This window comes from Rhodococcus sp. IEGM 1381 (assembly GCF_030056795.1).
Classification (GTDB): domain Bacteria; phylum Actinomycetota; class Actinomycetes; order Mycobacteriales; family Mycobacteriaceae; genus Rhodococcoides.
This window is the reverse complement of the sequence record NZ_JASHKQ010000005.1, coordinates 1-12200: the sequence shown is the minus strand read 5'-3', so window position 1 is coordinate 12200 and position 12200 is coordinate 1. Positions and strand designations below refer to the sequence as shown.

The 12200-nt window shown below is 62.6% G+C and carries 12 protein-coding genes; 6 read left to right on the top strand and 6 right to left on the bottom strand.

What is annotated here, in order from left to right; all coding sequences use genetic code 11:
- Positions 1-52: 52 nt before the first annotated feature.
- Positions 53-1027, top strand: coding sequence for a sigma-70 family RNA polymerase sigma factor (locus QM797_RS14470; RefSeq protein ID WP_283276331.1), 975 nt, complete (start codon positions 53-55; stop codon positions 1025-1027).
- A gap of 8 nt (positions 1028-1035) precedes the next feature.
- On the opposite strand, the gene QM797_RS14465 is transcribed toward QM797_RS14470, so the two are convergent.
- Together QM797_RS14465 and QM797_RS14460 are read right to left on the bottom strand one after the other, a co-directional pair.
- Positions 1036-1443: a VOC family protein gene (locus QM797_RS14465; protein ID WP_283276330.1), complete on the bottom strand. Its 408-nt coding sequence runs from the start codon at positions 1441-1443 to the stop codon at positions 1036-1038.
- A gap of 171 nt (positions 1444-1614) precedes the next feature.
- Positions 1615-1884: a hypothetical protein gene (locus QM797_RS14460; RefSeq protein ID WP_283276329.1), complete on the bottom strand. Its 270-nt coding sequence runs from the start codon at positions 1882-1884 to the stop codon at positions 1615-1617.
- Positions 1885-2154: 270 nt separating this feature from the next.
- Between QM797_RS14460 and QM797_RS14455 the strand changes: the two genes are divergently transcribed.
- Both QM797_RS14455 and QM797_RS14450 read left to right on the top strand, forming a co-directional pair.
- A complete protein-coding gene (locus tag QM797_RS14455; protein ID WP_283276328.1) occupies positions 2155-3336 on the top strand; it encodes an NAD(P)/FAD-dependent oxidoreductase in 1182 nt (393 codons plus the stop codon).
- 61 nt (positions 3337-3397) lie between these two features.
- Positions 3398-4507, top strand: a complete 1110-nt coding sequence (locus tag QM797_RS14450; RefSeq protein ID WP_283276327.1) for a hypothetical protein — start codon at positions 3398-3400, stop codon at positions 4505-4507.
- Positions 4508-4565: 58 nt separating this feature from the next.
- Here QM797_RS14450 and QM797_RS14445 read toward each other — a convergent pair whose 3' ends face one another.
- From QM797_RS14445 to QM797_RS14430, 4 genes are read right to left on the bottom strand one after another with little or no spacing between them, the layout of a single operon-like run.
- Positions 4566-6005: a GntP family permease gene (locus tag QM797_RS14445; RefSeq protein ID WP_283276326.1), complete on the bottom strand. Its 1440-nt coding sequence runs from the start codon at positions 6003-6005 to the stop codon at positions 4566-4568.
- Positions 6005-6640, bottom strand: a complete 636-nt coding sequence (locus QM797_RS14440; RefSeq protein ID WP_283276324.1) for a bifunctional 4-hydroxy-2-oxoglutarate aldolase/2-dehydro-3-deoxy-phosphogluconate aldolase — start codon at positions 6638-6640, stop codon at positions 6005-6007. Before QM797_RS14440 ends, QM797_RS14445 begins: the two co-directional genes overlap by 1 nt.
- Positions 6637-8250, bottom strand: a complete 1614-nt coding sequence (locus QM797_RS14435; RefSeq protein WP_283276323.1) for an N-acyl-D-amino-acid deacylase family protein — start codon at positions 8248-8250, stop codon at positions 6637-6639. The genes QM797_RS14440 and QM797_RS14435 overlap by 4 nt, the downstream gene beginning before the upstream one ends.
- A gap of 14 nt (positions 8251-8264) precedes the next feature.
- Positions 8265-9548, bottom strand: coding sequence for a type III PLP-dependent enzyme domain-containing protein (locus tag QM797_RS14430; RefSeq protein WP_283276322.1), 1284 nt, complete (start codon positions 9546-9548; stop codon positions 8265-8267).
- 126 nt (positions 9549-9674) lie between these two features.
- Here QM797_RS14430 and QM797_RS14425 point away from each other — a divergent pair, with 126 nt between their 5' ends.
- From QM797_RS14425 to QM797_RS14415, 3 genes are read left to right on the top strand one after another with little or no spacing between them, the layout of a single operon-like run.
- The gene (locus tag QM797_RS14425) at positions 9675-10697 is read left to right on the top strand and encodes a sugar kinase (protein ID WP_283276321.1); all 1023 of its coding nucleotides are present in this window, start codon (positions 9675-9677) and stop codon (positions 10695-10697) included.
- Positions 10694-11491 (top strand): IclR family transcriptional regulator, encoded by a 798-nt coding sequence (locus QM797_RS14420; RefSeq protein ID WP_283276320.1) that lies wholly within the window; start codon positions 10694-10696, stop codon positions 11489-11491. The genes QM797_RS14425 and QM797_RS14420 overlap by 4 nt, the downstream gene beginning before the upstream one ends.
- Positions 11488-11889, top strand: a complete 402-nt coding sequence (locus tag QM797_RS14415) for a RidA family protein (protein ID WP_094619720.1) — start codon at positions 11488-11490, stop codon at positions 11887-11889. The genes QM797_RS14420 and QM797_RS14415 overlap by 4 nt, the downstream gene beginning before the upstream one ends.
- Positions 11890-12200: the final 311 nt, after the last annotated feature.

Below are 12200 nucleotides of genomic sequence, written 5' to 3'. Positions count from 1 at the left end.
GTGGCGCGCATTCGAGCTGTGACGCGTCTGCCTCCGGTCTAGGCTGTGCCGCATGACCGTGGCCTCCGTGCAACAGGACGACTTCCTCGCGCAGTTCGATCCGTTCCGTCGAGAGCTGCTCGCGCACTGCTACCGCATGACCGGATCGATTCACGACGCCGAGGATCTGTTGCAGGAAACGTACATTCGCGCGTGGCGGGGGTACGCGAAATACGAGGGGCGCTCGTCGCTGCGCACCTGGCTGTATCGAATCGCCACCAACACCTGTCTCACTGCTCTCGACGGTCGGTCGAAGCGTCCGCTCCCGACTGGCTTGGGGGCACCGAGTTCCGGCCCTACCGACGAACTCGTACAGAACAACGAGGTTCCATGGCTCGAACCGATCGCCGATTCGGATCTGGCCGACTCGAGTGATCCCGCCTCCATCGTGGTGGCGCGTGAATCGGTGCGGCTCGCCTTGGTGGCCTCCCTGCAACACCTGTCTCCCCGGCAGCGGGCGGTCTTGTTGATGCGCGAGGTATTGCAATGGAAGGCATCGGAAGTCGCCGAGGTTCTCGCCACGACGACGACCGCGGTCAACAGCTTGCTGCAGCGAGCCAGAGAGCGCCTCGACGAGATTGCGCCCGAACTCGACGATGTCGAGCCCATCGGATCCGACGAGCTGCAGGAACTGCTGACGCAGTATGTGGAGTGTTTCGAGAACTACGACATCGACCGCTTGGTCACTCTGTTCACCTCGGATGCGGTGTGGGAGATGCCACCGTTCGTCGGGTGGTACCAGGGTGCCGAGACGATCGGGTCACTGATCCGACACAACTGCCCGGCAAACGGCGCTGGCGACATGAGAATGGTGCCCACGTCGGCCAACGGTCAACCCGCATACGGGCTCTACATGCTCGGCGAGGACGGTGTCCATCGGGCGTTTCAGCTGCACGTCCTCGACGTCGATGCCAGAGGGGTCGGGCACGTGGCCTGCTTCTTCGATCTGACTCTGTTCGATCGATTCAGCCTTCCCGACCGCCTCTGAACTGCTGGTCAGCTTTGCGGAACCGCAGACGGGTCCATCCACATCACTTCCCAGACATGGTTGTCGAGATCTCGAAATGCCCGGCCGTACATGAAGCCGTGGTCTTGGGGCTTCATCCACGATGACCCACCCGCAACGATCGCGGCGTCGGTCAGCGAATCCACTTCGTCGCGGCTGTCGGCCGAGATGCACATCAGGACCTCGCGAGCCGAGCTCGTGTCGCAGATCGAGTCGGAGATGAAGTCCTCGAAACGCGATGTGGCCAGAAACATCACCGTCGCGTGGTCGCTGACGATCATGGAGGCGGTGTTCTCGTCGCTGAAGACGTCGTTGAACGCGAACCCGAGTCCCTCGAAGAACGAACGTGTGGCGACGACGTCGCGAACAGGCATGTTGGCGAACAGCAAACGAGACATGTGAGCACCTTTTCCGGAAAGCCGATTGGAACCGTCGAACGACGGTCTTGCTCCTATTGACAGCGGCCGATCCCGGAAGTCACCGGGCAGGTACCCACCGACACGACGCGACCCCGCCGAGCGATGCTCGACGGGGTCGCGGACTGCGAAGCTGAAAGGGGGTGTGAGGTGTTACCGCGTCATCTGTGCAAGACGGGACAGCATCCGTGAGACCACGTGGCCGTCGTTGCCGAGATCGACGTAAGGATCGGCAGCGGAATCCGTCGTGGTGGTGTCGGAAGTAGCCGCGGCGAGGGTGCGCGCCATGCGCGTGCGACGCTCGATGGCGTCGAGAATGGTGGCGTCGAGCGTCGATACTTCTTCGAAGAGCTGGTCGACGTCGGTTGTCGCAATGTCGGCGGTGTCGGTGCCAATTGCCAGCGAATCGATCTGAACAGTCACATCGTCTCCTTTTGTTCGCGTCCTGAGGTGTGAGTCGTTCTGCCGAACGGAACCGTTACAGCCCGACTCGAGTTAAAACGATGTTTCGTCGCCCAGTCCAAGATGCCCACTCGGCCGGCCTGGGCCAACCTTTCGAGGGTGTGATGCTCGATACAGTCCGGTCGGTTCTCCCGGACCTGCAGCTATTGCTGCCTGCCTGTCCGTGGGATTGCGACTGCGCCGTTCCGGGTAACCGGATCGTCGAATCACGTCGACATCGAGGAGTGAACGATGCAGTACGACTACCTGATCATCGGCGGGGGAATGGTTGCCGACAGTGCCGCCCGCGGAATCCGCGAGCACGACACAACCGGCTCCATCGGCATTCTCGGGGCGGATTCCGACGAGCCTTACACCCGGCCCGCGCTGTCGAAGAAGCTGTGGACGGACTCGGACTTCGGTCGCGATCAGGTTCCGCTCGGCACTGCCTCCGAGGCCGACGCGCACGTGCACACCGGAACGCGGGTTGCGTCGATCGACCGGTCGAATTCCTCGGTGTCGACGGATACGGGAGAGCGCTACGAGTATGGGACTCTGCTCTTGGCCACTGGAGCCGAACCGACGCGAATCGAGCTCGCACCCAGTCCGCGGGTGGTGTACTTCCGCACCTTCGCCGACTACCGGGCATTGCGTGAATTGACGAAGACCGCCGATCACATCGCCGTGGTCGGTGGCGGATATATCGGCACCGAGATCGCCTCTGCCCTGTCTCTTCAGGGCGTGAAGGTCACTCTCGTGACATCCGACGCCGTAGTCGGTGGGCACATGTTTCCGCCGAGCCTGGCCGCCGTCTTCGACAAGGGATTCGCCGATCACGGAGTGACCGTGCGCCGAGGAACGAAAGTGACCTCCGGTGCCGAGGCGTCGGCTCGCGTCCAGCTGCAACTCGACGACGGCTCCGCACTCGAGGCGGACGGCGTCGTATTCGGTCTGGGTGTGCGGCCCAGCACCGAGCTCGCCGACGCGGCCGGACTGGCAGTGGACGACGGCATCGTCGTCGACGAATTCTTGAGGACCGAGGACGACCACGTCTACGCGGCCGGTGATGTGGCGAACTATCCCGACGCCATTCTCGGTCGTCGACGCGTCGAGCACGTGGACAACGCCACGGAGATGGGCAAGGCCGCCGGACGCAACATGGCCGGCGCAGCCGAGCCGTACTCGTACACCCCGTACTTCTACTCCGATATCTACGACGACGGATATCAGGCCATCGGCACAATGTCCACGTCATTGAGCACCGTCGAGGATTGGAAGTCGGTCGGCAAGGAAGGCGTCGTGTACTACCTCGACGACGAGGCCGTCGTTCGCGGTGTGCTGATGTGGAACGTCTGGGAAGGTCTCGATGAGGCGCGCACGCTTCTCGCAGAGAAGAAGCCGCAGACCGAGCAATCGCTCCGCGGGCTGATCTGAATATCTGGAACACTCGAAAGCGAGCGGACCAGCGACAGTTGGGCGTGACCGAGGAGAGACGATGTCCGAGTTCGATGGCAGTGGGTCGGCCGAGCAGCGCGCCCGATTCGACGACGAAGTTCACAGCCGCTGTGCCGACTGCCGGTTGCCCGGACATTCCGAGCCGCTGTCCGATGCGGCCGCCATCGCTGTCGCGGCCGGGCGGGTGGACGAGACTACGCGTGCAGTGCTGATCAATCGATGGCATTCCGGCCGCACACTGCCGTCGATCGGGGGGTTCGGCACGTTGCGAAATCTGGTCGACGAGCGCGATCGGTGGCTCGCCAAGGACACGACGAGCAAGCCAGGATCGGCGCTCGTGTACCGAGTGCGGGTTGCCGAGTTGACCAAGCGCATCAACCATCAACGCACCACCGTGGTGATGTCGAATCGGCACTACGCCACCGGGGTGCGTGCGGCACGGAAGGAGCGTCGAGAAGGTCTGCATCTCGATCTCGACCAGCGGGATTCGGTCTTCGACGCGCTGATGAGGACGCCTGCACCGCGCAGGTTCGGTCCAGTTGCGGAGCGCGGCTTGTCGTTGGTGGACGCGGCCACGGACCGCGTGAGCATGCTTGCGCGCCGAACTCCTGTGGGTGACCGGGTCGAGTGGGCAACCGGCGTGGTCGATCAATTCGTCGATCGCAAGGACGATCGGTTCGTCGATCGATACGACACTCTGCTGTTTCTGGCGGGCACAGCGTTCGACAGAGTGCGTCGTTCGCCGGCATGGCAGTCCACGTACTTCGAGATTCAGCGCAATCAACTCGACCTGTTCGTCGAGCTCACCGAAATTTCGGTCGACGCTACGTCCCTGCGCACGGTAGCGACCGAGCTGAACCGGATCGGTGAGACGATGGTCGACGAGGAGACTGCTGCTCAGGTCGAATCACGCCGTGGCGCACTGGAAGTGGTGTGGACGCAGTTGACCGGCAGGGTGGCCGCGCTGGTCCGCCTGGCAAATCTGGTCGAGTCGTCCGAAACCGAGGCTCGAACTTCCGACGCGATGACCCGTGCCCACAGCCTGGACGATCGGATCGACGATCTGGTGGGCCGATCGGGTAGCCGAGAAATGTCTGCCGAGAACACACATTTCGTCGGTGATCAGGTACGGACACAGTGGCGCGATTAAGTGCTGGCGCAGTGGCGCGATCGAGTGCCGCTAGAGGCACATAACCGCGCCACCGAACTCACGCGATGATAGCGAAGAGGATTCCCGCGACGGCGAAGCTGACCACCGACAGGATCGTCTCGAGGACCGTCCACGTCTGCAGTGTCTGCTTGACGGTGAGATTGAAGAATTTCGAGATGATCCAGAATCCGCCGTCGTTGACGTGGCTGGCGATGATCGAGCCCGCTGCGATGGACATGGCGATCAGCGCAACGGCCGGGGCGGAGTAATCCTGGGCTGCCACCAGGGGTCCGACGATGCCGCCGGTAGTCACGATGGCCACGGTTGCCGACCCCTGGGCGACCCTGAGCGCACAGCTGATGATGTACGCCAACACGATGATCGGCAGACCCGCGGCCGCCATCGTGTCGGCCAGGGCCGTGCCGATTCCCGTGGCGGAGATGACTTTTCCGAAGAACGCGCCGGCTCCGACGACGAGCAGCAGCATGCCCACCGGACGAAGCGACTCTCCGGTCAGCTTACTGAGTTCCTGCACCGTGGATCCGCGTCGAATGCCCAGCACGTAGAACGCGATCAGGACTGCGATGAGAAGCGCGACGGCCGGGGTGCCGAAGAACGTCAGTACTTCGAGTAGGTTGCCGGGATCGAGCAGGATGCTGCCGAACGTGGCACCGAGGATCAAGACCAGAGGAACAGCGATGATTGCTCCGATGGTTCCCACCGACGGTGGCGTCGTGATCACCGGACGCTTGGTTGCTACCGTGCCTGCGCCACCGCCCACGGCGGTCGTGTCGTCGCCGTCGTTGATGAAGTCCTCGGGAACGTCGACGATGATGCGCTTGCCGATCCAATTACCCCATACCAGGCCTGCCGCGATGAAACCTGGTATGCCGCAGATGAACCCGAACAGGATCAGCCAACCCAAGTTCACTTCGAGCAATCCGCCGAGGGCAACCGGCCCGGGATGCGGCGGTAGGAAGGCGTGTGTCATGGACAGACCTGCCAGCATCGGCAGCGCGTAGAGGACCAGTGACTTTCCGCCCTGGCGTGCCGCCACGTAGACCAGCGGTGCCAGCACGAAAATACCGATGTCGAAGAAGACCGGAATACCGAAGATCAAGCCCAGCAGGCCCATCGCTATGGGTGCACCGCGTTCTCCGAACACGCCCAGGAGCTTTGCGGTCAATGCTTGTGCACCACCCGACTTTTCGAGGATCGCGCCGAGTACGGTACCCAATCCGATGATGACCGCAATGTGCCCGAGGATTCCACCGAAGCCGGTTTCGAGCAACGACTCGTTGCTCTTGATCGCGGTGCCGACTATCTCGTTGACCGGCAGACCAGCGGCGAGGGCCAGCCCGAGACCGACGATGAGGAGCGCGATGAACGGTTCGAGCTTGACCTTGATGATGACTACCAGCAGCACGGCAATTGCGATGCCGCACAGTACGAGTAGACCGGGTGTGGAGGTTCTGAGCCAGTCGACCACAGAATTCATTATGAGCCTTCCTTGATGTCTGCGCTGATAGCTGCCACGAACGCCTTCGCTCGTGCAGTGATGTCGTCCCACTGGGCATCGGCGACCGATGCCGGTGGAACCACATCGGTGCCTGCGGCCACGGCCACGGCACCGGCCGCGAGGAACTGGGCGGCATTGCCTGCGTTCACGCCGCCGGACGGAACGAGTCGGGCGTCCGGAAAGGGGCCGAGCAGATCCTTGAAATACGCCGGACCGACAGTCCGTGCCGGAAAGACTTTGACCACGTCCGCCCCGAGATCGAGGGCTGTCATCACCTCGGACGGGGTGAGCGCGCCCATCATCAGCGGGATCCCTGCGTCCGTGACTACTTCGGCGACCCCGGGTCGCAGCCCGGGCGTGACTACGAAGCGTGCACCCGCGTCGACCGCGGACCGTGCCTGATCGGCGGTCAGCACGGTACCGGCCCCCACGACGGCACCCGCATCCGACGCGGCCCGAATCAAGTCGAGAACTCCCGGAGTGGTGAAGGTCAGCTCGAGTGCGTGAATTCCCCCGCGCGCGAGCGCATCTGCCAGCGCCGCGGGATCAGAGATGTGCGGGGCACGGACCACCGACAGTGCGCGGTCCTCGAGAATTGTCGACAGTGCGTTCATGACGTCTGCTTTCGGGTGGAATCCATGCGCAGGGCGCGGCCTGCCAATGAGTGGGTGGAGCGGCGATCGTCGATGGCGAATGCGCCGTTCACCATGACGTGGCTGATTCCCTCGGCTTGCTGTTTCGGGTTCTCGAAGGTGGCGGTATCACGCACGATCGCCGGGTCGAACAGGACGAGATCGGCTGCATGGCCTTCGGCAATCGTGCCGCGTCCGCGCAGCCGTAGCCGCGCAGCCGGGCGTCCGGTCAAGTGATTGATGCAGTCCTCCAGCGAAAGAAGCTGCTCGTCACGCACGTAATGACCGAGATAGCGAGGAAAGGTGCCCCAGGCCCGAGGGTGCGGTTTCTCGCCCACCAGAATGGCGTCGCTGCCACCCATGTGGTGTGGATGCGCCATGATCTCGCGCACGTTCTCCTCGTGCCCGACGTGCTGCAGAATCGTCGTGGCCAGCGCATCGCGGCGAAGGAAGTCGAAGAACACGTTCACTGGTGACCGTCCCTCGTCGGCCGCGATGTCGGACATCTTTCGGCCGACGTAGCGATCGAGTTCGGGATTGGCCACACCACTGAGTTGGATGGTGTCCCACTCGACCGTGACTCCATGGCAACCGTCGGACCCGTTCACGTCGACATCCCGCTCGATGCGTTGCCGCATGTCCGGATCGTCGAGCCGCTCCAGGGCTCGGTCCGGGCCACCGGACATCGCCCAGCTCGGCAGTAGCGCAGACAGTGTGGTGGCTCCAGGCAGATACGGGTACGTGTCGAGGGTGACATCGCATCCGTCGGCGATCGCGGAGTCGACGCGGTCGAGGAACTCACGTGCCCTTCCACGATTGACGCCGAAGTTCATCGTGGCGTGCGTCAAATGCAGCGCGCATCCCGTATCCCGGGAGAGATCGAGCATTTCCTGGTAAGCGTCGAGCGCTCCGGCACCGTACGACCGGGTATGCGGTGCGTAGAACCCACTGAATTCGGCGACGACCTCGCACAGCGCCCGCAATTCGCTTGTGTCCGCATACATTCCGGGCGTGTAGGTCAAACCGCTCGACATCCCGACGGCACCCTCCTGCAGGCCTCGCGCCAACATTTCCTGCATGTGGACGATCTCGGACGGCGTCGCCGGGCGCTGGTCCGCACCCACCGCGAGGTATCGCAATGTGCCTTGAGGGACGAGATATGCAGCGTTCGGGGTGATGCCCTGGTCCAGCCGAGCGAGATACTCCGAGACCGACCGCCACGAGAAGTCGAGGTCGACGGGATTGCCGTTCCATCCGGCGATCTGACGTCGCACCACGTCGAGTGTGGCGTCGTCGATCGGGGCGTATGCGATGCCGTCCTGCCCGATGACCTCGGTTGTGACGCCCTGACTGATTTTCGGGAAATGATCGGGGTCGGTCAGCAGACGAAGGTCGGAATGGGCGTGCATATCGATGAACCCGGGGGAGAGGACCTGACCGGGCGAGGCGTCGACGATTCTGCCGGCCCCGGGCACAGTTCCGGGCTCGACGATCGACACGATGACACCGTCGCGTACGAGGACGTCGCGCCGCAGTCGTGGCGATCCGGTGCCGTCGATGACGTCGGCACCTCGAAAGAGAGTACTGGGCATAGTATTTCGGCTCTCTAGAAGAATGTGTGAACGAGATCGACCACTCGTGGATCGTCGCTGTCTGCGTCGTCGATCACGGGAACGAGACGCCATTTGTCGAATGCGGTGCAGGGATGTGACAGACCCAGTCGAACCACCGATCCCACCGGAAGCGCCGCCGCGTCTTCTGCCGGTAGTCGTAGAAACGCATGTTGGTCGTTCAAAGCGGTCACCTCGGCTCCTGGATCGAGCAGCTCGTTCCCTCTGATGTGTTGCGGCACAGGCATTCCCTCGTCGAACGGGAAGTCTCTTTTACCGGCGTCGAGCAATGCGAGACCTGGCTCGGGGCGGGAGACAGCGCGCGCCCATCCGTGCATCGCCGACGTCAGTGGCGCGTCGGTGCGGGCGGGAGTGAGCGGAGAAATCTGTGAGTAGAAGCCGTCGTCGTGCACCACGTAGGCACCGGAGCGAAGCACCACGTCGGTACGTACGCCGTTTTCCGTGGTGAGCGAATGCAGTCGCTCGACAACGAGATCTTGATAAGCGCTGCCGCCCGCGGTCACCACCGCATGCTCGCCGTACAGCCCCTCGGCGTCGAGCGCGCGATGGAGATCTGCGACCTGGTCGAGATAGTGTCGGACTGCTTCGAGGCCGCCCTCGGAGCGGTCGTGGCTCAGTGCTCCCTCGTAGCCGCCGACGCCGGCCAAGGTCAGGCGTGACGAGTCCGCGATCGCACGGGCAACCGAAACTGCTTCCTCGATCGTGCGTGCGCCGGTTCGGCCGTGTGGGCCTCCGAGTTCGACGACGACTGGAATGGGACGCTGCCCCTGTGTCACAAGAATGCGGTCCATCTCGTGCACCGTCGCAACACTGTCTGCCCAGCAGTAGAACTCGAACGTGGGATGTGAATCCAGTTCGGCGGCAACCCACGTCAACGCGACGGGGTCGATCTCGGCGTTGGCGAGGACGATACGTCCGACCCCGAATGCGCGTGCCACCTGAACTTGCCACCCGGTCGCGAGGGTGATCGCCCAGCTTCCGGCATCGAGTTGCTGTTTCCACAGTTGAGGAGCCATCGATGTCTTTCCGTGGGGCGCGAGCAACACCCCCGCGCGTGCCGTCCAGTCGGCCATGACCGAGATGTTCGACGCCATACGCGCACGATCGAGGGTGAGCACCGGGGTCGTGAATTCGGAAAGCAGGGGAGACGTGGCGAGAAAACTCTCGACGGTATGGCCCCACGACCGTGGGGGAAGGGATTTGTGCTCGGGCCCGAGGGTTCGTCGACTCAGTTCCTCGACGGCATCCGTGTCGATCACGTTCGTTCCTCCATTTGACAGATCTCGTTTGCGTTGCGCGATGCGCAACGTTGGTTGCGCAATATGTTTATGCTTTGTAGTCTGCAACGACATGCAGCGTTCCCGCAAGACCTCGAGGAGATCGACGTGAAAACACCCCGAGCGGTGTGTGTAGGTGAAGGCCTCGTCGTTCTGGTTGGCGAAGCGGGTCCGCTGGAGAGCTCGGAAACGTTCCATCGCACGTCCGGAGGTGCCGAAGCGAACGTGGCCAGGGTGTTCGCTCAGTTGGGAGTCGACGCCGCGTGGGTCTCTCGGGTCGGCAACGACGGCTTCGGCCGGTACCTGGCCCGGCAATTGGCGGAAGCAGGCGTCGATACTTCGGGTGTGGCGATCGACGACGAGCGCCCCACGGGTATGTACATCAAAGAGCGCGGCTCGGGCTCCGGTGACCGATACGACCTCGCGTCCGGAGAAAGTGCGATGACCTACTTTCGTGCCGGATCGGCCGCGAGCGCACTGTCGCCCAGCGAAATCGGCGAGGTGGCTTCGGAACTGGTGTCCCGAGCCGACCTGATTCATTTCACCGGAATAACAGTGGCCATCTCGGACAGTGCGGCCGAACTGACCAGAGCATTGATGGACCGATCCACCACCGTCAGCTTCGACCTCAACTATCGGCCGGCGCTGTGGAAGTCGCGATCGGGCACAGCCGCGGACGTACTCGGCGAGCATGTCCGCGGAAGCGATGTGGTCTCGATGGGAGCCGACGAAGCTGCGCTGGTGTTCGGGACGTCGGATCCGGCCGAGTTGCGTCAGATGTTCCCCCAACCGCAGCATTTGGTGATCAAGAACGACGCGCACACAGTGACGGCGTTCGAGGGCTCAGCTCGAGTCGATGTACCGGCACTGAAACTCGATGTCGTCGAAAAGATCGGTGCGGGAGATGCTTTCGCGGGTGGCTACTTGACGGCATTGCTGCTCGGAAGGAGTGCTGTCGAGCGTGTTCGGTTCGGCCACCTGTGTGCGGCGGGTGCGCTCACAGGGCACGGCGATATCGCGTCTGTACTTCCTCTCGACGTGCTGATCCGACTGGCCGAACTCGACGAAGTCGAGTGGGAAACACTGGACTACGCGGCCACTGCCGCCCGCTGTTCAGAGGTGTCGCAGTGAGTCAGAGTCTCTCGCGGGCGCTGACGATCCTTGGCTTGCTCGGTGATGGATCGAGATCGCTGGACGAGCTGGCGACAGTTCTCGACGTCCACAAGACCACCGTGCTGCGACTACTTCGCACCATGGAAAGCGACCGATTCGTTCAGCACGATGCCAATCACCGGTATCAACTCGGATCGAGACTGTTCGAGTTGGCCAACCACGCACTGGAACAGCGCGACATACGGAGCATTGCCCGGCCACACCTGGCGGAACTGAACACGATCACCGGTCAGACCATCCACTTGGCGACGTACGAAGCCGGTGAGGTGATCTACATCGACAAGTTCGACGCCAAACAGAGTGTGCGGATGTACTCGCGGGTCGGCAAGCCTGCGCCGTTGCACTGCACAGCCGTCGGGAAGATATTGATCGCTGCACGCCCACGGGCAGAGCGTGAGCAGATTGCGCAGCGCATCACATACACGCCGTTCACCGAACGAACCATCACAACGGCAGAGCAATATCTGCGTGAGCTGGACCTCGTGCTCTCGCAAGGATTCGCCGAGGACCGCGAGGAGCACGAGTCGTTCGTCAACTGCGTCGGCTCCGCTGTGCGCAACGGAACCGGCGACGTCGTGGCAGCCGTATCGATGTCGGTACCCGACATGCTGCTCGACCATGAACAAGTACTGAAGACGCTGCCCGAGGTGCAACGGACCGTGGACGCAATTTCCGAGGGGCTGGGCTGGCAGCCGCAGGAACTCCAGGACCGTCTGACAACCGACAAGAGCCCGATGGAAGGAAAAAAATGAGCGAGAAGATCGAAATCCGCACCACAGGGGCCCCGGCACCCGCCCACACGTTCTCCCAGGGAGTGCGGAAGGGCCCGTTCGTGCAGGTATCCGGACAAGGCCCGGTGGATCCCGTCACCAGCGAATACCTGTACCCAGGCGATGTCGCTGCACAGACCACTCGCACTCTCGAAAACGTCAAAGCCATCGTCGAGGCCGGCGGTGCGACGTTCGACGACGTCGTGATGCTGCGCGTGTACCTCACCAAGCGTGAGGACTTCTCGATCATGAACGACGCTTATGGCGCTTTTGTCTCCGCACACACCTCTGGCGACGTACTGCCGAGCCGCACCACGGTGTTCACAGGACTGCCGAGGGAAGAGATGTTGGTCGAGATCGATGCGGTTGCGATCGTCTGACGGACCTCGCACCGGGTCGCCTGGTCAGATGTTCACGCAGAAATTACATCTGACCAGGCGATTTGCGTATGTGTTGGTCTTCGCGTAACTTTTGTCGAGTCAGAGCGACACGGACACCGACCCGGTCTTCACGGACTGGGACAACGAGGTTGTACGGAGTATGCACTGAACAACCCAGGCAAGGCTTGAAAGTGATGAGCCATGTCTGGGGTTCGAGCGTGTAAGCCCCGGCGTTACCGTTTCAACGGTTGCAATGGTGTGTGCGTGTTCTTTGAGAACTCAACAGTGTGTCGATGAATGTCAGTGCCGAA

Excerpts from the sequence above, each read along its gene's own strand:
- QM797_RS14455 (WP_283276328.1), top strand. The coding sequence starts at position 2,155 with ATGCAGTACGACTACCTGATCATCGGCGGGGGAATGGTTGCCGACAGT.
- QM797_RS14435 (WP_283276323.1), bottom strand. The coding sequence starts at position 8,250 with ATGCCCAGTACTCTCTTTCGAGGTGCCGACGTCATCGACGGCACCGGA.
- QM797_RS14415 (WP_094619720.1), top strand. The coding sequence starts at position 11,488 with ATGAGCGAGAAGATCGAAATCCGCACCACAGGGGCCCCGGCACCCGCC.
- QM797_RS14470 (WP_283276331.1), top strand. The coding sequence starts at position 53 with ATGACCGTGGCCTCCGTGCAACAGGACGACTTCCTCGCGCAGTTCGAT.
- QM797_RS14450 (WP_283276327.1), top strand. The coding sequence starts at position 3,398 with ATGTCCGAGTTCGATGGCAGTGGGTCGGCCGAGCAGCGCGCCCGATTC.
- QM797_RS14445 (WP_283276326.1), bottom strand. The coding sequence starts at position 6,005 with ATGAATTCTGTGGTCGACTGGCTCAGAACCTCCACACCCGGTCTACTC.
- QM797_RS14440 (WP_283276324.1), bottom strand. The coding sequence starts at position 6,640 with ATGAACGCACTGTCGACAATTCTCGAGGACCGCGCACTGTCGGTGGTC.
- QM797_RS14465 (WP_283276330.1), bottom strand. The coding sequence starts at position 1,443 with ATGTCTCGTTTGCTGTTCGCCAACATGCCTGTTCGCGACGTCGTCGCC.